The organism is Paenibacillus sp. FSL K6-2393, from assembly GCF_038002545.1.
Taxonomy (GTDB): domain Bacteria; phylum Bacillota; class Bacilli; order Paenibacillales; family Paenibacillaceae; genus Paenibacillus.
In genome coordinates, this window is record NZ_JBBOCU010000001.1 from 4,649,555 (window position 1) to 4,674,123 (window position 24,569).

The 24,569-nt window shown below is 46.6% G+C and carries 19 protein-coding genes; 3 read left to right on the top strand and 16 right to left on the bottom strand.

Annotated features, from left to right (window positions below; translation table 11 throughout):
• Nucleotides 1-281: 281 nt before the first annotated feature.
• The 6 genes from MHI14_RS20450 to MHI14_RS20475 all read right to left on the bottom strand — a co-directional run bounded on the left by MHI14_RS20450 (nt 282) and on the right by MHI14_RS20475 (nt 8,310).
• A complete protein-coding gene (locus MHI14_RS20450) occupies nt 282-980 on the bottom strand; it encodes a hypothetical protein (protein ID WP_091032095.1) in 699 nt (232 codons plus the stop codon).
• 181 nt (nt 981-1,161) lie between these two features.
• Complete coding sequence (locus tag MHI14_RS20455; protein WP_036609560.1) at nt 1,162-2,691, bottom strand: ABC transporter substrate-binding protein; 1,530 nt, start codon at nt 2,689-2,691, stop codon at nt 1,162-1,164.
• A gap of 133 nt (nt 2,692-2,824) precedes the next feature.
• Nucleotides 2,825-3,733: a carbohydrate ABC transporter permease gene (locus MHI14_RS20460; RefSeq protein WP_017689303.1), complete on the bottom strand. Its 909-nt coding sequence runs from the start codon at nt 3,731-3,733 to the stop codon at nt 2,825-2,827.
• A gap of 17 nt (nt 3,734-3,750) precedes the next feature.
• A complete protein-coding gene (locus MHI14_RS20465; protein WP_076208980.1) occupies nt 3,751-4,737 on the bottom strand; it encodes an ABC transporter permease in 987 nt (328 codons plus the stop codon).
• 185 nt (nt 4,738-4,922) lie between these two features.
• Nucleotides 4,923-6,536 (bottom strand): response regulator transcription factor, encoded by a 1,614-nt coding sequence (locus tag MHI14_RS20470; protein WP_341131115.1) that lies wholly within the window; start codon nt 6,534-6,536, stop codon nt 4,923-4,925.
• Nucleotides 6,511-8,310, bottom strand: a complete 1,800-nt coding sequence (locus tag MHI14_RS20475; protein WP_133384265.1) for a sensor histidine kinase — start codon at nt 8,308-8,310, stop codon at nt 6,511-6,513. Before MHI14_RS20475 ends, MHI14_RS20470 begins: the two co-directional genes overlap by 26 nt.
• A 526-nt stretch (nt 8,311-8,836) precedes the next feature.
• Here MHI14_RS20475 and MHI14_RS20480 point away from each other — a divergent pair.
• Nucleotides 8,837-10,279, top strand: a complete 1,443-nt coding sequence (locus MHI14_RS20480; protein WP_289391940.1) for a hypothetical protein — start codon at nt 8,837-8,839, stop codon at nt 10,277-10,279.
• A gap of 222 nt (nt 10,280-10,501) precedes the next feature.
• On the opposite strand, the gene MHI14_RS20485 is transcribed toward MHI14_RS20480, so the two are convergent.
• From MHI14_RS20485 to MHI14_RS20505, 5 genes are all read right to left on the bottom strand, one after another.
• On the bottom strand, nt 10,502-11,083 hold the full coding sequence (locus MHI14_RS20485; RefSeq protein ID WP_289391939.1) for a DUF4269 domain-containing protein: 582 nt from the start codon (nt 11,081-11,083) through the stop codon (nt 10,502-10,504).
• Between the two features lie 20 nt (nt 11,084-11,103).
• Nucleotides 11,104-11,310, bottom strand: coding sequence for a YwbE family protein (locus MHI14_RS20490; protein WP_026081155.1), 207 nt, complete (start codon nt 11,308-11,310; stop codon nt 11,104-11,106).
• A 224-nt stretch (nt 11,311-11,534) separates the two neighbouring features.
• Nucleotides 11,535-12,323, bottom strand: a complete 789-nt coding sequence (locus MHI14_RS20495) for a polysaccharide deacetylase family protein (protein ID WP_249911141.1) — start codon at nt 12,321-12,323, stop codon at nt 11,535-11,537.
• Nucleotides 12,324-12,389: 66 nt separating this feature from the next.
• On the bottom strand, nt 12,390-13,328 hold the full coding sequence (locus tag MHI14_RS20500; RefSeq protein ID WP_341131116.1) for an aldo/keto reductase: 939 nt from the start codon (nt 13,326-13,328) through the stop codon (nt 12,390-12,392).
• 112 nt (nt 13,329-13,440) lie between these two features.
• Nucleotides 13,441-15,465 carry a Na+/H+ antiporter gene (locus tag MHI14_RS20505; protein ID WP_091032114.1) on the bottom strand — a complete coding sequence of 675 codons (2,025 nt, stop codon included), beginning with the start codon at nt 15,463-15,465 and terminating at the stop codon, nt 13,441-13,443.
• Between the two features lie 214 nt (nt 15,466-15,679).
• Between MHI14_RS20505 and MHI14_RS20510 the strand changes: the two genes are divergently transcribed.
• The gene (locus tag MHI14_RS20510; RefSeq protein ID WP_091032117.1) at nt 15,680-15,979 is read left to right on the top strand and encodes a hypothetical protein; all 300 of its coding nucleotides are present in this window, start codon (nt 15,680-15,682) and stop codon (nt 15,977-15,979) included.
• Between the two features lie 97 nt (nt 15,980-16,076).
• Here MHI14_RS20510 and MHI14_RS20515 read toward each other — a convergent pair whose 3' ends face one another.
• Nucleotides 16,077-16,559, bottom strand: a complete 483-nt coding sequence (locus MHI14_RS20515) for a MarR family winged helix-turn-helix transcriptional regulator (RefSeq protein ID WP_091032120.1) — start codon at nt 16,557-16,559, stop codon at nt 16,077-16,079.
• Between the two features lie 271 nt (nt 16,560-16,830).
• On the opposite strand from MHI14_RS20515, the gene MHI14_RS20520 reads away from it, so the two are divergent.
• Entirely contained in the window at nt 16,831-17,946 is a 1,116-nt protein-coding gene (locus MHI14_RS20520; RefSeq protein ID WP_341131117.1) for an FAD-dependent monooxygenase, read from the top strand.
• Nucleotides 17,947-18,063: 117 nt separating this feature from the next.
• Here MHI14_RS20520 and MHI14_RS20525 read toward each other — a convergent pair whose 3' ends face one another.
• The 4 genes from MHI14_RS20525 to MHI14_RS20540 all read right to left on the bottom strand — a co-directional run bounded on the left by MHI14_RS20525 (nt 18,064) and on the right by MHI14_RS20540 (nt 24,542).
• A complete protein-coding gene (locus MHI14_RS20525) occupies nt 18,064-18,291 on the bottom strand; it encodes a hypothetical protein (protein WP_047842410.1) in 228 nt (75 codons plus the stop codon).
• 219 nt (nt 18,292-18,510) lie between these two features.
• The gene (locus MHI14_RS20530) at nt 18,511-21,087 is read right to left on the bottom strand and encodes a beta-mannosidase (RefSeq protein ID WP_341131118.1); all 2,577 of its coding nucleotides are present in this window, start codon (nt 21,085-21,087) and stop codon (nt 18,511-18,513) included.
• Between the two features lie 90 nt (nt 21,088-21,177).
• Entirely contained in the window at nt 21,178-22,764 is a 1,587-nt protein-coding gene (locus MHI14_RS20535) for a helix-turn-helix domain-containing protein (protein ID WP_341131119.1), read from the bottom strand.
• Nucleotides 22,761-24,542, bottom strand: a complete 1,782-nt coding sequence (locus tag MHI14_RS20540; RefSeq protein WP_341131120.1) for a cache domain-containing sensor histidine kinase — start codon at nt 24,540-24,542, stop codon at nt 22,761-22,763. Before MHI14_RS20540 ends, MHI14_RS20535 begins: the two co-directional genes overlap by 4 nt.
• Between the last annotated feature and the right edge of the window lie 27 nt (nt 24,543-24,569).

The following is a 24,569-nucleotide window of genomic DNA, read 5'->3' on the forward strand; positions in this document are numbered from 1 at the left end:
CTTAATTTGTCGTGACATTAATTGTAATGATGTAAGCGCTAAAGACAAACTATTTTTTTGAGACAAACCGATTCATTATCTAGCGTAAGCGTTACCAATTCAAGGGGAAAGGAGATAAAACCAATATTTCTGCACTAAATGCAACTTCCACGCACAAAAAGAGCCAGCGATTAGCCAGCTCTCTATCTAATTTCAGTATATATCTTTGATCTTTCTATTCAACTCAAACCTTATTCCACTTCTGTTTATGTAATTATTCTTTTTTTCTATAAAAATATCAACTATGGAATATCATAATCAAATACCGTATTCGCTCCATCCACGCCTACATCCAACACAATATCCATAAGTTTTCCATTGACGAACAGAGGGGATTCCGCTTTCCCGTAAAACTCCAACTTACCTGTAAACGTTCCATGACGTTCAATCTCAACATGTACGGGCCTCAATTGGACAGACTGCAAAGCTTCCAATAGTGGATCGTCCTTAAACTTATAACTGCGTGCGAGATCAGGCAATAACACGGCGGATACGGAATCTCTGCCGTAATTTTTGAGTGTCAGGTCACAGGTTGCTCGGGTCTCACCCGTTTTCAGCACGTTAAAGGTACAAGAGCTTGCATTCTGTACATAGGATACCGCATTAATGCCTGTAGCTCCCCACTTGGCAACATACATGAATTTATCCGTCATGTACGAGTAACTGAGAATGATAGCGATAACTACGATCCATAACCCTTTTGCAAGACCGGGGGATGATTTCCCGATTTCTTTGCGTGTAAGGTAAAAGCCGCAAGCGAAGATCCCCAATCCAAGGAAAAGTGTGATATGTACACCACTTAAATAAGACGTAGTATACGGTGATATACCTATTGCTGACAGCATGGTATCCCCAACAGAAAAACCAAGATGATGGTTAAATGTAAAGATGATAGCAAATAGCAATAAAGCCCCTGAGAACACAAGTCTGGTTCTCGACACACGAACACCCCCTAATCAACCACCTTATTATATCATATTTTTCCTATTTATGATTAACAATCCAAATCAAAAAAACAACATAAAAAGAACGCCTTCGGTTGTTTACCGAAAACGTCCTCCATTTTCACCGCTGACAAGAGCTTGTAGTAACACAGGTCTCTCTGTCATGGCTGACGATCATTTATTGCTTAGACAAGAATGCATCGAGTTGTTCCTGTTTGGCTGCAATAATTTTATCAATTCCTGCTGCTTTCAATTTCTCCAGATATTTCGGAATCATCTCATTTGGATCAACGGCGCCCGATGTCATACCCGGCTTGAACTGTTTGTTCACGTTGTTGACCGCAGCAATTTCATTTTTGACAGATTGGCTGTTGAATGTAAAGCCCAGTGCTGGAGACTTGACACCTTTGGCGTTAAATTCTTTGAACTTCTCCCATTTCTGTGGATCTTCATTATCCCAGAGGAAGTTCAGGAACTGGTTACCAAGCTGCCATTGGGCACCTGGGTTATAGGTACGACTGTTGGCATCTACGCCATCAGGGAGAGCAATAATATTATCCTGTCCGTCTTTTTTCACATAATGTGTACCTTCAATTCCGAAGTTCAGCAAGTTGTTAATTTCCTTGTCGGAATGCAGCAGGTTAATGACCTGCATCGCTTTCTCCGGTTGCTCGGAAGAACGGGAGATTGCAAGCATCGCTCCAGACGCATCACCCGTCGTGATTGTCGGCTGTGTCATCTCAATCTGAGTAAGTGGGAAACCCACATACCCTTCTTCTTCTTTATCCTTGCCTGGCTTCATGCCATCTGTCCAGAGAAACGCTTTTCCAGCCTTCGCCTGGTCTTTCGGGAACACATTAGAAGTAGCAGCATCACTGTTGATATATCCCGCTTGATACCACTTGCGAGCGAGTTCAGCTGCTTCTTTGAATTCAGGGGTCTCCACTTCATTCAGCACCGTTGTTCCGCCTGCTGTTTTGGAGATGACTCCAGGTACGGAAGCATCACCGAGATAATCCCAATCCAGATTCTCCAACAGCCCGTTACCGTTGGTATTGGACATATAGAATGGTGTGATGGCTGGCTCGTTTTCCTTAATTGTTTTGAGCAGGGGCTCCAGATCAGCCCAAGTTTTTACGGCTGTCAGGTCCAGCTTATACTTGTCAGCCAGATCTTTACGTACCAACACACCACGTGTGGCAGCGAGTTCCTTATTCGTAGGAACGCCGTAATTCACGCCGTCTACCTGGGAACCTTCCAGAAAGGCAGGGTCCAGGTTTTTCTTAATATCCTGACCATGTGCGTCAAGCAGATCATTCAAGGGCAAGAATGCGCCTTTAGCCACATTCACCGTGTAGTTCTGCCAAGCTGCTGTGAAGATGATGTCTGATTTTTCACCTGAGGAAATCATGAGATTCAGCTTGTTATCCCACTGTCCCCAGTCAATTGCATTGATCTTAAGCGTGGCTCCGATCTTCGGTTCCATCTTTTTGTTAATCTCGGCTTCCACCAGAGCGACATCCTTCTGTGGTGTCCCTGGGTAGAACAGTGTCACTTCATAGGGTTTGCCCCCACCTTCACTTGCTCCTCCGCCTTCTGCGCCAGGTGTTGTTGTTCCACCCTTGTCTGATGAACAAGCAGCCAGCACCAGGCTCAGCGCCATAACCGTTGCCATCATGCGTGACCATACCTTTAATGATCTAACCAATTGAACCCCTCCTGTCATGTGTTGAACCATACAACCGAATTCCCCAATTCACAATTAAACCGATAACTACTTCTGTATATGCCCTTTCAGTCCATCTTCATTTACCTTGCCCACTCCGCTAACCGGTTCAGAGTTATCCCTTCACAGCGCCAACCGTAAGACCTTTGATGAAATAACGCTGGAAGAACGGATATGCCAGTACAATTGGACCAATACCGACCACAGCCATCGCCATTTGCAGAGTTTTGTTAGGCAGATTGAGCAATCCACCCTGCGACGAAATCTGTGAAGAGACGTTGGAGTTGGTTGTTAAATATTGAATATCGAGCAGCGTCCGGTACATAAGGTACTGAAGGCTAATCGTCCGGTTATCTGATATAAAAATCATGCTAAGGTACCAGTCATTCCAGTAATTCAATGTACTGAACAACGCGACGGTTGCCATTACGGGAAGAGAGAGCGGAAGCACGATACGTGCAAACGTTCTCAATTCTCCCGCACCATCAATCCGAGCCGATTCCAGAATAGACACCGGAATGGAGTTTGCGAAGAATGTACGCATGACCAGTACAAAGAATGGGGATAGCAGTAGCGGCATAATGAGTGCCAGTAGGGAGTTTTTCAGATCCAATACGTTGACATAGACCAGGTACCAAGGTACCAGACCCCCATTAAACAACATCGTGAAGAAGATGAAAAAGGCGAACCAGCCCCGGTAAGGCAGATCTCTCCGTGAGAGCGGATACGCATACAATGCGGTCAGCGCAACACTTGTAATGGTACCTACAACAGTAACAATAAAGGATATACCATACGAGTGAATGATCTGATCCATATCTCTGAACAGAAACTCATAAGCCGTCAGGCTGAATTTCTCTGGAATAAGCTTATATCCATTGGCAATTACTGTTGTCTCGTCCGAAAATGAGATGGCGAAGACAAGCAGGATCGGCACGATACAGGCAATGGCATAGAATAGAAACATCGCATGAATAACGGATGCGGAACGCTTCGATACGGCTAGTGGATCACGTGATTTCACAGCTGACTTGCCTCCTCTCAAAATAATGCATTATCTTTATCAATTCGCCTTACGATGGTATTGGATACAAGAACCAGTACAAATCCAACGATTGCTTGGTAAAGACCGGCTGCTGATGACATCCCGATATCTCCACCGATAAGGAACGTACGATATACGTAGGTATCCAGTACATTCGTTACAGGGAACAGCGCTCCCGATTCCAATGGAACCTGATAGAACAGACTGAAGTCTGCATAGAATATACGGCCAATTTGCAATAACGTCATAATGACGATTAATGGGACGAGAAACGGAATGGTAATGAAGCGTATCTGATGCCATTTGGTTGCTCCATCGAGCACAGCTGCTTCATAATATTCTTCATCGATACCCACGACAGCTGCCAGATAAATGACGGCATAATATCCAATATTCTTCCATGTGTTCACCAGTGGCAAAATATACGGCCAATACTTTGGCTCTGAATACCAGTCGATCGGCTGACCGCCGAACATCTGCAGAATCGTTGAGTTCATGAAGCCTGAATCCTTGCCCAGGAAAGCCAGTACCAGATAACTGACCACAATCATGGACAGGAAATACGGCAATAACATAAGTGATTGATATAACTTGGACATTGCCTTGTTCTTCACTTCATTGAGCAGAATAGCAAGCCCGACACCTACAAAGAGATTCAGTGCAATGAACACCGTGTTATACGCGAGTGTATTTCGGGTAATTTCCCATGCATCACTGGTTGAGAACAAATATTTAAAATTGTCCCATCCACTCCATGGGCTACCCCAAATACCATCAGCATAGTTTACATTTTTGAATGCGATCAGAACGCCGAACATCGGCATGTAGTTGTTCACCAGCAGAAACAGGACACCTGGCAAGAACATGAGATACAGCACCTTGAATTTGCCAAGATTGTGCCACACAGACTTGCGCTTTCGGACTGTTTCTCCCGGTATTTCCGATATCCGTACTCCCTTACCCGCCTGGGGTTGTGTCTTCATAACTTGTTCTCCCTCACTCCTCTTGAATTCTTCCTCAGGATGAAGCTCCGTTGCGGCTCCTGTGGTTCAAGTATACGGCGGGGCGAGTAAGACCTCTATCTGCTGTGGTGACCTGTTGACTTATCAAATTATGACTTTAGTGCCAAATTAAACAAAACAAAAGGCGCAGCATGCTGCGCCCTGAACTATACGGTACGTGACTGTTTTCGAAACTCCTGTGGCGTTATACCCGTGCACTTTTTGAACATTTTGGTGAAATGCGAGTAATTGTAGTACCCCACCTTGCCAGCGATATCCGTCACTTTGACTGTGGACTGGGACAACAATGTCTTCGCTTTGGCTACTCTGCCCTGCAGAATAAACTCAGATAGGGACATCCCCTTCTCTTTCCGAAACAGACGTGATAGATAAGCGGGATTGAATCCGGCAAAAGCTGCAAGCTCCTCTCGCATAAGTTCTTCACCAATATGAGTTTCAATATAAACGCACAACTGATCCACAATGGTCATGGGGCTATGATCGTCCGGGTACAATACCGGGATAACACGATCAATCAGATCAGACGTCCACTGCTTCAACTGCTGCAACGACCTTGTCACCATACCCTCTTCCGGCTCCCGTTCACCCGGATAAAGACTGCGTATTGATACGTTTTTCTGATGAAGCAACGGATAGACCACATGCAGCATGGCATGATAGTAGAGATGAAGCATTTCAGGAGACAAACCCTCCTGTGCTGCAAGCAACTCAAAAATCTCATCCACACGTTCTCGCAAATCCCCCACTTTACCCGTCTCAAAAAGAATGGATAATTCCGAAAACCATGGAATAGGCAAAAAGCGATCTTCCTGATCTCTTCCCCGCTCATCATAGACAAAAACTTCTTCAAGCTCCTTAATATTACGCCGTTCCATATCCATCAGTTCATTCAACATGCCTTGCAGTTCAGTTACAGCAACCGGGGCACCAACATAACAGGACAACCGACAGTAGAAATACGTACCACATTCCTGAATATACCCCTGACAACGTTGTGCCACTTCGCTCGCACTCGGGATGATGCCATCTTGCTCGTAAGCAAGCACAATATTTAATCCACTTTGATCCTGGAACACCTCACCGGGCTTGTCGCCTAGCAGCATCTCTTTGGCTGCATTACGAAGGGCATATTCCAATACCTCTTCGTCACGCAAATCAAAATCACGCACCCATTCCTCTACCGAGATCACAATGGGTAACACACGAGCCTGCGGATCAATCTCGGCACCATACAGTTCTGCGAGCTCTTGCAACCGTTGTTCGGTTAACGTGATACGCTGAGAGATGGCATCCTTCCAGAAGCGTTCCGTCAGTAGCGGTTTATGGGTTTTCCAGCGTTTGTATACGGTCTCATAAACTTCGTTGGTACGGGTACGCTGCTCTCCATCCTTGATCTTTTCCACTGCCTGAGTTACTACCTTAATCAATTGATCCGCTGGAGCCGGCTTCAACACATAATCAAAGCTGCTTAGCTTAATGGCTGTCTGAGCATAATCGAATAAAGCATGCCCTGTCAGGAAAATGGTCAGTATGCCTGGATCATGTTTTAACACCCAGCTTTGCAGGTCAAGCCCTGTTTCACCAGGCATCTCGATATCACAGATCATAATATCGATAGCATTTGCCCTTAAAATCTTTCTTGCCTCTTCGGCATCACCAGCACTGTATATCTGGTCAATGCCTGCTGCTTGCCAATCGACTCCTTCCACCATTGCTTGTAATGCATACACTTCATCATCCACGATCAACAGGTTCCGCATAGGCTCCCCCTTCTTCCTCTTCAGTCTGAGCGGGTAAATCAATGATGACTTTGGCGCCATGATCCACCTCATTGCCAAACTGCAAACTGGCTTGATCACCATACTTTACTAAAAGCCGATGAGCCACGTTCCATATACCGATATGCTGTCCACTCGGGTCTTCAGCGTATTGTCCATGTTGCAGACGCCCCAACAATTCCTCTTCAAATCCGACACCATTGTCCATAATCATCAGTTGAAGCACCGTCCCATCGTCCTGACCGGACGACTTCTCACCGAGGCGCGCCACGATCCGAATGACAAAGGCTTGTGTCCGGCGCTGAAATCCATGAATAATGGCATTCTCCACAAAAGGCTGAATGGTTAATGGCGGAATCACATAATGTCCCAGATTCGACTCAACATCCAGTTCAAAATCGAATCTGCTTGGAAACCTCAGCTTTTGAATTTCCAAGTAATGACGAATGTGCTCGAGCTCTTCATCCAGACGAATAACACGTTTGCCTGCACGCAGACTGAATCGAAAATAATCGGCCAGATGACCAGCCATCTGCTGCACCAACTCATGTTTTTGCAAGGAAGCCAGACTATGAATAATATTGAGTGAATTCAGGTAAAAGTGAGGATTGATCTGCATCTGCAGTTGTTTGAACTCTGCCTCCCGCGTCCGCAGTTGTTCCTCATACACATCAATCTTCAGATGCCTGATCTCACTGGTCATTTGATTGAAACTTCGTGTCATAAATTCAAGCTCCGAAGAAGATGGCGGTTCCAGCTTCACATCGAGATCTCCACGGCTGACCCTTCTCATGCCTCGGATTAACGCATTCATCGGGCGGAATAACAGATGTCGCAAAAAGATCAGTGCAGTAACCAGAATTACTGCCGCACCAATGGGAAGCAGACGAATGATCTGCTGGAAAAACGGGAGGTTACGCATCATGTCTTCCTCAGGCAGCAGCACGATATAATTCATCTCGGACATGGCCGAGGCAATACCCAACATCAAATATTGACGTGCTTCTCCCTTGTTCACAACTTCAGAGATAACCTGATACGGATTCTTCAGGCCAGGAAGATGTGCTGCAGCCAGCTGAATCTGTGCAGTATTTAATGTGGAATCCGATAGTGCCCCACCGTCTGTTCCAACAATGACTGCGCCTCCCCGATCTCCGGATTCAGTGAATTGTTGTGTATGATTCAGTGCATTCATATCAACAAGTGCACCTGCATAGAACTGCTGGTTGATTCGCACCGTTTTCACCAGCGCATTCCACGTCCCGCCTCGCACGATGCTCCATTCGGGCTTCTGGATATCCCCTTCCAATTGCTGCATCTGGACTGGCATACTCTCCTGCACAACCGACTTTTTGACATCATAATTGCCTGAAGTGGCGAGCAGCAGATCATCATTCACGGCATCATATAGAAAAAAAGAATCGATTAGATTATAAAAACCGATATCTGTCATGAATTTGTTCATAATCCGTTGCTTTGCAATGATATAATCACCGCTGCCGTATTTCAGAAAAAACAGAGAGATAATATCCGGGTCCCGCTCACCCAGACTATATAAATACCGATTTGTCTCCTGTAACACACGTTCATTCTGCTCCACACTCTTGGCGAGATGATTCATATTGGTGAGGGATACTTTGTCACGTACAACTTTCATGGCGTAGACGTTGTTGTAATAAAGCAGCATGAATAATGGCAGCATGATCAATGTAAGGCCCACTATAAATTTAAAACGAAGTGAACGGATAAAGCTCATGGATTATGGATTCCCGCCCTTTTAGAGGTAGTTTAAAAAGTCCGCTTTTGATTACGAATTATGCCTAGCGGCATCATCAGCTTCGAATATGAAATTCAGCCGAAATGTCCGTTGCTCACGTAGTTTCCCTACGCTCCGCTACTCCATTTCTAACTTCATTCCATCTTCTCGGTACTGAAAACCAGACTTTTTGAACACACACTTTATTTCAACATAGTTTTTTTCTATTTTCTTCCTTATGATGGCATGTTTATTGTAATCACCCCTGCTTGCCACTGTCTATGGGGTAGCGTGACCTTCACATATCAATTCTGGTGACTTTCATCCGCTCCGATTTCAAGAGTAACAAGCTTCATGTTGTAATAAATTCTCCAGTTGTAAAATAAATCCTTCATTTATAGCTCAGAAGCTTCTCCCTAAAAATAAATGCTGCGGCAAACCCCGGACTCCACGAACGCCCGATCTTGACATGCATACGATATATCACTCCTCGGGTTAGTCACCAGGATGTAGGGAGGCCTGTTCGATGAATATTCAACTCACTGCGTTACACTATGTCTATCTGGCATTTATCGTCTTGATCATTGCCGTAATGATCCGGCGCAGGGACACCACCATCATCTGTGTCGCAGGTATTATGACCATTGGACTTCTGGCAACAGAAACCTTAAGCGGGTCAGTTGCTGGGATCTTCAGCAGTTTTATCTATGCAACAAAAGAATTGCTAAGTACGATCTTTATCATCTCGATTATTGTGGCAATGAGCCGTGTTCTGATCAGAACAGGCATTAATGAGGTCATGGTAACACCTGTCACCCGGTTTATCCGTTCTCCTCAGGTCGCGTATTGGGGTATCGGATTGATCATGATGGTCGTATCACTATTTTTCTGGCCATCCCCGGCCGTAGCACTCGTCGGTGCAGTACTCCTTCCTGTAGCCGTGCGTGTAGGTCTTCCCCCGATTGGAGCCGCCATTGCCATGAACCTGTTCGGACATGGGATTGCACTGTCGGGAGATTACATTATTCAGGGGGCTCCCAAACTTACAGCTGATGCGGCGGGTATACCGGTTACTTCCGTCATGACGGCCAGCATACCTCTGGTCATTGTCATGGGAACGGTATCTACACTTACAGCCTTCTGGATGCTGCGCAAAGAGATGAAATCAGGCGCACCTGTTCATTCCCCAAATTTTATATCAGGTACCGTGACCACGGAACCTTCTTCCTCATCAGAGGCTGTGTCCACCTCCCTACCCACTGATCAGCCTGTTCAACGTCAAGTCATGTCGCCCCGTTTGCAAAAGACGTTCGCTCTGCTTATCCCTCTGTTATTCGCAGTTGATGTGATTCTGATGTTTGTATTGAAGTTGCAAGGCGGCGACGCAACAGCTCTGATTGGCGGAACTGCTGTGGTTATACTGATCGCTGTTACCCTTGCCGCACATCGACATGCGGGACCAGAGGAAACGACCAGTTATTTAATAGAAGGATTTCAGTTTGGTTTCAAGGTGTTTGGACCGGTTATTCCCATAGCCGCATTTTTTTATCTGGGAGATGCTGCGATTACGGAGTTGTTCATCAACCCTCTTCCTGAAGGTTCACACGGGATTGTGAATGATCTCGGGGTTGCACTTGCTGGACTGGTGCCATTGAATGATACGGTGGGAGCCATTACAATGACGGTAACTGGAGCAGTGACCGGAATGGATGGTTCGGGGTTCTCGGGGATATCCCTGGTTGGCTCGATTGCGTCCATGTTTGCAGGTTCGACAGATTCCGCACCTGTACTGACAGCATTAGGTCAGGTTGCAGCCATATGGGTAGGTGGCGGAACCTTAATTCCATGGGCATTGATCCCTGCTGCTGCAATCTGCGGAGTCAGTCCTTTTGAACTTGCAAGACGCAACCTGAAGCCTGTACTGCTGGGACTCACGGTAACAACAATTGTAGCCATCTTTCTGATCTGACCAAAGGTTATTTACACTGACACTACGATGACAGAAGCACCTTCCAATCGCTGTTATTCCCAGATTTTTTTGATTCCCTTTCTTAAGGGGAAATCCGGTAGTAGCGTATGCTTCCGATGCAGCTTTCTTTCAGAAAGCTTTTAGGCGACCGCTTCGCTTTTTCAGGTTTTTTCTGTCCTCTCCGTTATCGTGTAAATGATTAGTTCATCTCAAATAGACATTTTAAAAAGACGTGCGTGAACGCGCCCAGTTCCAGAGATCTTCACGTTTCATCTCGGCCAGATGCAGCATGTCCACATATGGATCTCCCTGTAATCCAAGTACAGAAGCAAAAGCAGGCTCCGTCTTCCACCCTGCCTGTTTCAGTCTGCGGATCTCACGGTGTCCCGCGTCTCCCCACAGTTGCAACAATCTCCACTCTACGATCATATGTAAGTATGCATTCTGCCTGTAAACTGGCACGGATTGGGCAAAAATCTCCACAGACCAATGTCCCACTTGCAAATTACAAGTCACATAAGGACGTTGGTCTGGAAGATCCCCACCACGTACACATTGAAATTCAGCAATGGCTCCGATTCGATTGTATATCCCGGCTTCAAACACATCCAGATCCTCTGCATAACACAGCAGATCCAGATCACTGCCCGGAATATCAATATCAATCGGTACCGTTCCTGCTGGATATGGGTGATAGTCAGCTAATATCTCGAGCAATCCACTGCTCTGTAACACATGATATGCGTCCTGCTGACGTGCATTACCCGAAGCCAGATGTGCCATTACTTCTGCGGTAGTACTCATCTCCCCGCCTTGGACCACAGTTAGTTCGAGCCGCCTGTAATGACCTGTTTCACACGTCCCACTTGACCGCTCGTCAGTCGTACTTTGATTCCGTGTGGATGCGTAGGTGACTTGGTTAACAGATCCTTTACAATGCCACGTGTCAGCTTACCTGTAGCTTGATCCTGCTTCAGCACAATGTCCACTTCCAGACCTGGCTTAATATTTACACGTTGTTGTCCATTCATCATATTCACTCTCCTCTATGTCGTAATTCATATCTTGTATACTATATAATCCTTAAACACAAAGCTCCATCTATTGTAGACGTTTTGGTTTCAAAACAAAAGGGACGCGGCAATAACCTCCTACGCCTGGTTCAACGTTTTATATGGGACACATGGAGACCAAGATAAAGAAACCGCAGGTCTCTTCATCTGAGACTTACGGTTTCTAAATTGGATTACCATGCTTAGGGTTGCACGTGCTCCAATATTGACGAAGGTGAAGTGTTGTTCTTCGCAGCTTCGCGTGCCTTCACAGCAAGCAGTTCAGACACCGTCACGAATTGGTATCCTTGCTGCTGTAACTTCGGCAGGATTGTTTTGAGTGCAGCTACCGTATGGGACTTGCCTTCCACCTTATCGTGGAAGAGTACAATATCCCCATTGCGTGCGTTATTCAGTACTTTTTTAACGATAGTCGATACACCTGGAGAAGCCCAGTCCCGTGTATCCTGATGCCAAGACCAGAGTACAATGGTATATCCTTTTTGTTTGGCAGCCTGAATGACCATGTCATTGTAATAACCGCCCGGTGGCCTGAACAACAGGGGACGCTCAGCACCCGCTTCAATGATGGAACTTTCTGCTTCGTTCATATCCTTCATGTACTTGTCTGCACTAGTTGATCGAACTGCATACGTGTGCGCATACGTATGGTTGGCGATTTCATGCCCTTCGAGCTGTTCCTGCTTAATCAGTTCAGGAAATTTGTCTGCCCATTTGCCAAGTACAAAAAAAGTTCCTTTGGCATGATACTGCTGTAACAAAGCCAGGATCTGCGGAGTCTGAATCGGATCTGGTCCATCGTCAAAGGTAAGCGCGATGAGTTTATCCTGTGTGGGAACTTCCCACACAATCTCTCCTCGTTCCTCATAATACTGACGGTTCTTCTGTACAGGCTTCGCATAGGCAGAACTGCTACCCAGCAAAATAATTAGCGTGAACATTCCGATGACTCGGGCTGCCTTCAGGTTCATGTGGTGTCCTCACTTTGTCTTCATACGTAAACTCCCTGTTAGCATTTCCCGATTCACCCGAACTCATTAACGAAAGATCTGATCCACAACTGCAATTTCCTCAGCAGTTAATTCCACATTTAATGTTTGCAGATTGTTAATGACCTGTTCTGGTCGCTTGGCACCCGGAATCAATGCATCAATAGAAGGCTGAGTCAGGTACCAGGCCAGAACCAGATGAGCGACCTCAACATCTTTGGATTGTGCTATGCTGCGCAGTTGCTCAACTTTATTGAGATTTTCAAAAAAAGCTTCACCTGTAAACAGCGGGTTCTTTGCCCGTCCATCCTGAAAGGTTGTATCACGATTATATTTCCCGCCCAGCAGTCCCGCTGCCAGAGGGAAGTAGGGCACAAAAGAAATGTTATGCTCAGCCGTATACGGCAACAGCTCTTTCTCCGCATCTCTTTTGAACAGATTATATTCAGATTGCAGTACGTCTACATGCCCGTCCTTATTGGCTTCACGCAACTGATCAATGGAGAAATTAGATACGCCAATGGCACGAATTTTGCCAGCGTCTTTTAATTGTTTTAACGTATCTACCGCCTCATCCTTAGGCGTATGTTCATCCGGAAAATGGATGTAGAACAGATCAATGTAATCGGTTTGCAGTCGTTTCAACGCCTCATCCACGGATGTTCTCAGAAAAGCAGGTGAGTTATCCATGACAATCTTGCCATCCACTAATTTATGAGCTGCTTTGGTTGCAATAATCGTATTCTGCCGCTGACCGGTTTCCTTCAGTACTTCACCGATCAGTCGTTCGGAATGCTCAGGTCCATAGATGTATGCCGTATCCACAAAGTTAATACCTTGTTTCAAGGCTGTACGAACCACTTCCTTACCCGTCTCATCATTCAGCATGTCCGGATAGATATTATGTCCGCCTACTGCATTCGCACCCAGTCCAATGGGATTCACGATCAGATCCGTCTTGCCCAACCGAATTTGTTGTTCTGCCATGTCTCATCTCTCCTTCACTGATCGATATAAGTACATTTCTGTAATGATGCATGTTTCTTGTTACATATTATATCAAACCATTTAGCATATTTAAAATATCGGATTTATCGGATTAGGTATTTTTCAGCGCAGTCGCTTCAACGTCGTTAATAAACCGGCGCAGTTTTGCAGCCACATCACGGGTGATTTCGCCGTTTTCATACAGTTGCTGAACCGTATTGCGCTGTTCCTGAATGGCTACCATCTGCAACTCCAATTTCTCCTGATTAAACGGATCTTCCGTTTTACCCTGGTTCCAGGTGCGCAATTTGGCAATTACACGCTCATACTTGGCGATGACAGAAAGTGCGACGACTCGATTCCCATCATTCATATGAGCACGAATGGCCTTAATTGCTGCTTCAGAGGTGCGCAGCTTTACCTGACGGAACAGTTCTGCATTTTCAAGCATGAATGGTTGATTCGGCTTCTGGGACCGGTTGGTGAACAGATGTCCTAACACACGCCCGATCTCGCTGATCGAGGTCATGAACTGAGTGTTTGCGCGATTCGCCAGCATCATTTCCTTGCGATCCAGCCAGCTGTCACATTTGAAGGCCGCATCAGAAGCAATTGCATTTTCGTCCAGCATTACTTCTACTTCTTTACGCTCCGCGCGGGTGGCAATCAGGTTAATAGCCGTTTCTTGTTTCTGAATATCTTTGCGTTTACCGGCGGTAAGCTGACCTGCGGCCTGCCTGATGTACTTGGACAAGTCGGAGACAACCGCCAGTGCCGCAGCTTTGTTCTCATCGTTCATTTCGGATTTGACAGCTCGTATTGCCGCATTCAGCATAATGTCATGTGCTTTTCGTTCTGACTTCTGCGGTGTTTCTTCTGTGGATTTCCCATCGTCCTTGGCCAGAACCGGAAGAAACACACTCGCCGCAATCAGGGAGAAGAGGATAACCCCTGCTGCGAGGAAAATAATCAGATCCCGTTCAGGGAAAGGTGATCCATCCTGAAGCACATAAGGAATGGAGAAAGCACCCGCCAATGTTACAGCCCCCCGCACCCCAGAGAGGGAAATGATCGTAATATCTTTGAATCTGGGCCTGCCAATAGAGGATTTGGTACGCAACAATTCATTCCCTTGCCAGAACAGATAGATCCAGAGAAAGCGCAGAACCAGCAATAACACCGAGATTAGGCCCACATAGCCCAACACCTGCAGATTATTAAACGATACATTTTCAAAAATGGTACTCAGCACATCCGGGACCTGTACACCCAGAATAACAAACACCAGACCATTTAGTATAAATAAAATGACTGACCATGTGCTCGCAGATACCACCTGCATTTTCAACTGAACAGATTCAGCGCGGTCACGCTCAATGGCGTGAATAATACCGCCTGCCACTACCGCAAGAATACCTGATACCCCAATTTCTTCACTCACCAGATAGATGATAAATGGCGTCAGGATTTGCAGCAACATGTGAATGGTCACATCTTCCATACCCAGTCTACGGATCCATACCCCTAGCCTGATTAACAGAAAAGATAACAATGCCCCGACAAGAAGTCCGCCAATCGCAATCAGAATAAAACTGAAGGTTGCATTCGCCAGGGAAAATACACCTGTAACTGTTGCTGCAATCGCGAATTTGAAGGCCACGAGGCCAGATGCATCATTCATTAATGCTTCACCTTCAAGAAGCCTATGTATGCCTTTGGGCAAATGTACTCGCCCTGCCATGGCGCCAACGGCCACTGCATCTGTCGGGGACAATATGGCTGCAAGAGCAAAAGCAGCAGGTAACGGAATCGAAGGAATCAGCCAGTGAATGGCATATCCCGCCACGACTACCGTCACGAATACAAGTCCTAGTGCAAGCAGAAGTATCGGTGCACGCAGATTCCATAATTCATTCCTTGGTGTTCGCTTACCATCGTTGTATAACAAAGGTGCGATGAAAAGTACAAAGAACAATTCCGGATTCAACGGCAGGTGAACACCTGCGGGAAGCAAAGCTATAGCTACACCAAGCACAATTTGAATGAGCGGAACGGGAATAAAGGGTACAAACCGGTTTAAAATATTTGATAAACCAATTAGTACCAGTAACACAAGTACGGCAATAAATATTTCCATGATGACAATCCCTTTCCGCTATAGAAGTGGTGAAACCTTTGTTGTATAGGTTTATTTTAACATAATCCATACTTTATTATAAAAATGTTGTCATATTCATATACCCATTCAACTGGTTTCAGACTAGTCTGAATGAAAGAATTCTGATGGATTCTGTATATAAGATGTTACAATATGCTCAGGACAATACCCGTTTGGAAAGGAACTTGCATCTATGGCATTTGGAATTAAACGACAAGAGCTTGCTGCGTGGAAGGAACAAGTGGCTCGGGGTGAGATCGCGTACCTCACTCATTTCTGGATTGACAACCGATTCCCCGGCATCACCAGTGTCACCAAAGTTGGCTGCGCAGATCTGGAACGTCTCGAGCGTTGGTGCAACGATCATGGGCTGGACCCGCGATACATTCATCGGCGGCAGCCATTTCCCCACTTTGACCTGATGGGCAGCAAACAAAAAGAAGTTTTGATCCAGGAAGGCTTAACGGATCATGTGGTTCGCTTTCATTTGTAAACCAACTCAAAAACGCCAGTCTTCAAGGTTCATCCCCCCGCAATTAGGGACGAACTCATGAGGACTGACGTCTTCAAGGAATCAAGTCATATATGGACTACCGGTGGATCTGCTCAAACGACTTCATGTTCTCCAGCAGTTTCAGTTCAATTTTCTTCAGCATGCCAAACATCTGCTGTTGCTCCTCTTCGGAAAGTGCTTGCAACAATTCCCACGTCATTCGGCCGCGATTCGCATTAAGTGTCTTGGCAAGCTGCGCGCCTTCATCCGTTAAGGACAGCCACACAATTCTCCGATCTTCTTCACTGCGCACCCGCTGGATCAACCCTTCCGTCTCCAGTTGATTCAGTACAATGGTGGTTGCGCCGGAAGACAAACTGAGTTGTCTGGCCACATCAACCGCCATACATTTTTTTTCACGTAAAATCATGCCCAATATATGACTTTTTGTCGGATTCAGTTTACAGTTGGTTTCGGTCTTCTGCTGCTGATCCAATACTTTATTTTTATATCTGAAGAAGGCCTCCAACAATTGATCTACATTTGCCAATTGAGAGTTTCGCTCCGTATCCGGGCTCATAAACGTTCCTCCTGCCTTTCATCATAACCTACCTTATATTGTAACATATTTACACTATGATGTTTGTGAAAAATGCGCTTGTATCCGACACCCTATCGTTGACTGCAAGACTCTTGTTTTATTTCCGGTTTCACCTATTGCATTATGGCAACGGGTTTGTTTATAATAACCTATATCTTTAAAGTTACTTTTAGTTACTTAATGATTTTAATAAATCTGTTGTTATAAAGTAAATGAAGCGTCATCATTATAATGTAAGGGACTTATGCACATGAATCAGAATATACAATCTCAACTCAAAACGGATGTTTGTATCGTCGGTGCTGGACCTGGCGGTGCTTTGCTTTCTTATTTACTGAATCAAAAAGGAATCTCCACGATGCTCATTGAGCGGCAGCCCCACCTGCATAAGTCGTTTCGCGGGGAGTTGCTCAATGTGGACGGCGAAGCCATTTTGAATAAACACGGCCTCTATTCCCTCATTCAGGAACGCGGAGCGCTGCTCTTGGAACAGATTCAGTATTGGGAAAATGGGCAGATTATTCATACGGTATCACCAGGCAATGGAGAATCTCATGTTGGTATTCATGTACCTCAAGCTCATCTCCTGGAAGCCATCGTGTCGCACGCTCAGCAGCACAACTCCAATGAACAAGTACTGTTTAATACCATCATGACTGGCTTGCTACGTGACAGAAACGGCCAGGTAGTGGGTATTAACATTCGGCAGAACGGCGTTCCTGCCTCCATTCAAGCATCTGTTATTGTTGGTGCTGATGGCAGATATTCTGCTGTACGCAAACATTCCGGTTTGACCCCCGAGATTCGGAAGCACGGGTATGATCTGCTCTGGGCACGCATTCCAGCACCCGTAGGTTGGGAACCCGCTGTTCGGATGGCCAGCATGGATGGTCAACAGCTCGCACTGTTCTCACAGTTCGGCGGTTATGTTCAGATTGGATGGAACATTCCCGAGGGAGCTTACTCCAAGCTGCGAGAGCAGCCGATTGCTCCTTTTGTAGATAAACTTGTATCTGCTTTTCCTTGCCTGTCTGATTCTGTAGCTGCCAACATTCAGAGCTGGAGTGATTTTGTTCTGTTATCTGTTGAAAGCAGCTATTGCCAGTCGTGGGCACAGGACAATGTTGTACTCATCGGTGATGCCGCTCATACCATGACCCCAACCGGTGCGTTTGGACTTAATGCCGCGCTCGAAGATGCGGATGCGCTCTCCGAATTACTTGTCCAAATGTCTGCAGATCAATTCAGTTCCACTGCACAACTTCAGGAACTTCAGACGATCCGCGGGGCCAAGGTACAGCAGCAACTTGCTCGGCAAGTGGAGATGGAATCCTCTTTCCAACAGCGTTATGAATCCTTTCTCTAAACCCAGTTAATACAGATAAAATGCCTATATGCCCAAACAGCCGATCACTTCATCATAGAAAAGAATCGGCTGTTTGGCTTGTTGGTTTATCTTTTTTATGTAATTCCGTACCCTTCTTCATTTTCGTTTGCGTGGAGCAAACGTGTCTTCTCTGGGTGCTTCTTGTACAGTATCAACGTCCTTCGGATAGGATGAGATGTTATCTTTTTCATATACTGCTTTCTCCAGATTGCTTAAGCGGCGCAATACTTGTTTGCTTTTACGAACGATATATACAATACCAATAATCAGCAGGATCAACATCAGAATAAATATAACCATCTCCGGATAAAAGACAAATGACATAAAATTACCTCCTTTTGAAAACGATTGCTTTCCATCATTCTAACCTTAATATGCCAACATGTGAACCCGATTGGAAGTTTCGCTTGTGGACTAAGGACAGGATAACCTGACACAACGACATGAACTCACCTGCTGCAAAAGTAAAAAAAGGTGGCATCCCTGATCAGGATTACCACCTTGAACCTCGAATAAGATTTGAAGTCTATTATTATTATTATTTTATCCTTCTCTGCCGTTCATGGCACTAACTCGAAGTTCTGTCAGTGGCAGAGACGTTTGCTCTGGATGACGTAGTCTCACTGTTCGACTCTCACCAGGGAGCAGATCGAAATAATTGTCACTGAATCGGACACGCCCAAGGGGAAGCTCCAGCTTCACCAATCGTGCAAACGCTCCACTGGCCGTAACCGTTACAGACTGTTCCTCTTCGTTCACATGTACGCTCAATTGCGACTCTGGCAACGTCATATCCTTAGGATCACGCAAGAAGTATCGATTGCTCGGTGCTGCAAACCCTTCGGATACCAACTCAACCATTACTTCCTCACCACGTCTGCCCTGTAACACCTCTGCTTCAGTTAATTCAGCAATACACAGTGAGGATTGTGATGTTACTTCAACAGCATGTGTACTGGAATAGATCTTCTCTCCATTTAATGCATAGACATTGAGTCGAAGCTCCCCTTTCAAGACGTCACGTGTATCGTTTACGACCCACAACGCAAGCGGCTCCCCGGGCTCATGCTCCAGTGATAACAGGACAGGATGAAAGAATATTTTCCCGTAATAAAAGGATGCCTTCGGGAACAGTTCATAATCAATCATGGACCAGCTTGTTCCTGGCCAACTGTCATTCAATTGCCACACAAGCGCACCGCTGTTACGGTGATTGATGCGCCGGAAATGTTCTATCCCATAACGCAACCCTTCTGCTTGAGTCAACATGGAATAGTTCATGTACTCTTCTATATTTTGCGGAATCCCTGTGTAACCCTCCATCAACAGAATGCCTTTCTGGTGATTGGTATCCTTGTTGCGATAGGCCATCTCCGGACTGCCCCAGTAAAACTGCCCTGAGGGCATATTTTTCTCCAACGTGTAACGATTGGCCGAGGCGTGCATACCAAATTCACTGCTGAACAACGCATGATCCTTTTTATAATTTTTGAACGTTACACCTTCAATGCTGTAGTCCAGCAGTGGTGGCTCTCCATGCTTCCTTGGATAGACCGAACCATGCCATACCTGCCAGTTGTGGCGATCCCCCACATCCGGGTCATTCGCATCCTGACCGTTGCTGTCTCCGAACGGCGAAGAAGGCCAGTACGGACGAGACATATCCAAGCGCTCCAGCACTTCAGGGATTAGCTCATGATATATCTGTTCGCCGTAGAACGGACTGGTAATATCTCCACTTGCCGACTTCATATCATAGAGCCAGTCTATCTCGTTATTACCACACCAGAGAGCAAGCGAGGCACGGTTACGCAGGCGCAGGACATTGTTTTCTACCTCTTGCCGTACATTATCCATGAAATCACGATTGAAATCCGGGAACAATGCATTCGCAAATGCAAAATCCTGCCACACCAACACCCCTTGCCGATCACACTCATCGTAGAAGACATCCTTCTCATATATACCACCAGCCCAGACACGCAGCATGTTCATATGTCCTTCCACCGACAGCTCGACAAGCTCACGATATCGATAGTTCGGGATGGCGCCAATCAGATGATCAGCCGGAATCCAGTTGGCTCCCTTGGCGTAGATCTTGACTCCGTTCAGGATAAAAGCAAATGCATCTTCACCCCGTTCATTGTGAAGAGCCAGCTCAATCGTTCGTAACCCATAAGGCTCGCTATAACGATCCACCTCAACGCCATCTGCGTATAATGTAACCTCCAGTGTATACAGATACGGCTCACCCAGATCATGAGTCCACCATAACTGCGGTGACGTAACGTTTAATGTGGTATCCGCTTTGCCACCCTCTACGGGTAGTTCAGTGACACCTGCCACCTCGTGTCCGCTGCGATCCAACAGACGAACATTACAGGACGCAACCACAGCCTGCTCTCGTTTTTGTTTGCTACGGAAAGACAAGACGGATTTCACATCTGCCGTGACACGCAAAACAGCCATCTCAGTACTGACTGATTCCGTTCGAGCATACACATTTTCCAGCTTGGCGATTGTTCGTTTTTCCAGCCTTACAGCACCCCAGATCCCCACTGTAACCATACGTGGACCCCAGTCCCAGCCAAAGTTCATCGCTGCTTTGCGCAACCATGGCCGTTCCTTCGTATACGAGGACCAGTCGAAGGTTTCTTTGTCCCGGTGATGCAGATGAAGCGGATCAAACTTGACAGCAATCGCATTCCAGCCGCTGCGTACCAGAGATGTTACATTAAACGTATGTGACATGAGCATATTGGCCGTTTTCCCGACTTCATGGCCGTTGACATATACCGTTGCAAACGTATCCAATCCTTCGAACACCAATTCAAAGTGCTCCTCGGTCTCTGCATCTCTCACCAGATTGAATGTGGAGCGGTACCACCATTCCTTTTGCTCAATCCAGCGACTTTTGGCATCATTATGTCCGTAATATGGCGGATCAATGATACTGCGCTCAACCAATGCAGCATGTACATCGCCAGGCACTTCAGCCCCAATCCAGAAACGGTCATCCAGCGCAGCTGCTGCCACATCCATTGCCCGCTTCTCTCCAACTTCAAAATGCTGTATCTTCCATTGTCCCGATAAATCCTGACTTGAACTATAAGTCTTCATCAGTACGCCCTCACTCTCCAATAACCCTGAGTAATACCACATCGAAAACGTTTGCAGAAAGGCAAGACATGTTTCCTAATCTGCTCATTTCTAACTTCCAGAAGGCTTGAACGACAACGCCTCTTCGCGATATTCACTCGGGGTCTTGCCGGTATGTTTTTTGAACAGTCTGCTAAAATATTTCACGTCCTCGTAGCCGCTGATGGCAGCGACTTCACTGACCTTCGCTGGAGACACCGCCAGCATATCCATCGCTCTTCGTATACGCATATCGGTGACAAAATCACCGAAGGTCACACCCATTTCTTTTTTAAACAGCTCACTGAGGTGACCCGGATGCAAATGAACATGTCCAGCTACCTGCTGCAGATTAATATCCTGCGCCAATGAAGATTCAATATAACCGATAGCCTTCTGCACATGAGCAGCCTGTCCCTGACCCATTCGGCTATGATAGATATGCATCAGACCATACAGATGATGGAACAGCATATCCCCGAGGTCACCAGCTTCAGCATCCGGTTCCGGCAACCATGGCTCGAGCCTTGCGGGTTCTTCACGCCCTGTGGCTCGCATTGTGCGAGTCAGCCAGCGATGACCTGCAATGACGGCTGAGTGCAGACAAGCATTGAACGATTCTGGTGTGACCTCCGGCTCTGTAATCAAATTAGCCACAAGTTCCCGCGTCCATGTCGTTAACGTGACTGAATCATTATCCAGCAATAATGTACCAAGTGTGGTCTCCTCTTCGTGCGTAAGTACAGTTTTACCACCTTGGCGATCCTGAACATGCTCATAATGCCATACTTTATAATCCACCAAACCCCGATATCGGAATGCAGCTGACGCAGTACTGTAGCTTTCGTGCAGATCTGCATATCCACGCACAGGCAGACCTACCGCTGCGCGCAGGGTGCACTTCAGTAATTGCTCCACCCGACGTAATGCACTCTCCAGCCTGAACGTAGTTTCATGTTCCACAGGCGGCCATGAAACTACACAAATAATTTGCTGTTTCTCTACATGAGCAATGGCACCAGGTAACATATCCTCCAGGGTATTCTGCACCGCAAATCGTAATAGCGCATCCGAGGATCGATCCCAACCCTCTGCTCGAAGAATAATGACTTGTCTGAGAATCTGTTCATCATCAAGGCCACCAACCCCTGCCTCTTTTCCAACATCAGATCGCAAGAATGAAGGAAAATGGCCCGAAGCGGTGTCACCATCAATGATCCACCCGGCAAATAACCGCTCTCGATTCTCCCGCATAAGCTGTCCCTCTCTGGACTTCTCTGCCCAACGTTCCGAGATTCGCTGTTTGGCCTGTAATACGGTTTTGATGATCTCTTCCGGCTTACTTGTTTTGAGCAGATAATCTGTAACACCTTGGCGAATCGCCTGTTGGGCATAAGAAAAGTCATCGTATCCGGACAAAATAATGACCTCCAGCTCAGGTAACAATCGCAGGCCCTCTTCAGCCAGTTCGAGTCCCGATCTGCCTGTCATCCGAATATCGGTCATCAGGATATGTGGACGTTCCTCAGCCAAACGTGTTAACGCCTCCTCTGCCGAGGCAGCAGGTTGAAGAAGTTCAATTCCGAGTTCATGCCAAGCGATAACGCTGGCAAGCCCTGTACGGATAATCACTTCATCATCAACAATTAATAGTCTCATGACGAACCCTCCAAGATTGGAATGGAAAACGAAATCCGGGTACCTCCCCCAACCCTGCTGTCTACTTCAAGCTGTGCATCCGCTCCATAATGGAGCAGCAGTCTCTCATTCACATTGCAGAGCCCATAACCGCCTTGGTTTAGCTGTTTTTCCGGCTGTTTTCCCTTCCATTCCCTAATGCTTATCCTTAATTGTTCCAGCCTGTCCGGCTCCATGCCGACACCATCATCCAGCACCAGCACATTCATCTGTTCATTATCCGGGTCCTTGCGAATCATTATGGTGATGGTGCCCACGCCTGTTTTGGGCTGAATGCCATGAATCATGGCATTCTCAACGAGCGGTTGCAGCAACAGCTTCAGCATCATTCGCTTCTCAAGCGCTGGATCTACGATATAATGCAACACGAATTGATCAGGGAAACGAATTGACTGCACACGCACATAATGGCGAATATGAGCAATCTCTTGTTCCACAGGGCAGTAATCCTGACCATTATTCAAGCTGATACGTAGAAAATCACTCAGGCCCTCAACCATATCCGCGATCCGCTTCTCTTCAGACATCAAGGCAATCCAATGAATTGAAGAGAGCGTGTTATAGAGAAAGTGCGGGTTAATCTGCGCCTGAAGCACTCGAAGATCCGCTTCTTTTTTACGAGCTTCACCCCGAATAACCTCTTCCTTCAATAACTGAATATGTGCACCGAGCAGATTGTAACTCTCCCCAAGCCTACCGATCTCGTCATCACTTTCAGACCGAAACAAAGGAAGCGGGCGTTCCGGATCAATTCGGGACAGATGTCGGGTAAGTACACGAAGCGGCCTCGTCACACGACGAACCGTAAACCAGACCAAGCCAGCACTGATCGCAGCAGACATCGCAACGGCGCAACCGGTCAGAATAAGAATGTACCGATTCTCGGACTTGTACTGGTCATAAGGAACCGTTCCAACCAACGTCCAACCGGTCAGTTCTTCCGGATAATAGAGCAATGTCCGTTTATCGTCACCACTGCCATATGTGGTTGTTCCGCTACCGCCATCCTGAATTAACGTTGTAATCCCTGGTTCGACCTGCTCCAGCTTAAGTCCAAGCCGGGATTTGTCCATTGAAGACAGAATCTCTCCAGAACTGCCGATGAGTTCCAGTCTGCCTTGCCCTCTGCCTAACCCCAGAGCAGCCCATCCCTTGGATATGGCCTTCTCATCCAGGCTGATCGCCAGCCAGCCGATGGGTCGATAATCATGGATACTGCGGATTGGCCGAACCAATGTGATCACATTTTGTATACCCGCGTAATTCTGCGCCGGGTATACCCCCGTCCATTGTTTGACTGCTTCACCGCTTGGAACAGAGGGATACGACAGGTTGGATTCATTGGATTCATACCAGGTAGCGGTTGACAATGTGGCATCAAAACGTCCCGGATATATGGCGATGTTGGCGATATATTTCTTGGAAGCAGCCAGATTGGTCATCCTGCCCAGGATATCCACCCGGTCCAGCTCATGATCTTCATTGTGGCTAAGATACTGCTGAATGTCCCGTTCTCCAATCAGGAAAATGGAGAGATTCTCGGCATCCTGCAACATATAACGAAGATTTGCTTCCACCTGTTTAAGCGTATCCATGCCGGACAGCTTTGTTTTTTGCTCTGTGATGCGGGAAGAGATCAGAAAGGCGAACAGGCCCAAGGCCAGCAATGGCACAATCATTGAAGCCGTCACGACGACCGATAGCTTCCTTTGTAACGAAGATGTGAGCCAGCGTGCCAAACGTTTCTCCTCCTCTGGATGCGCTTT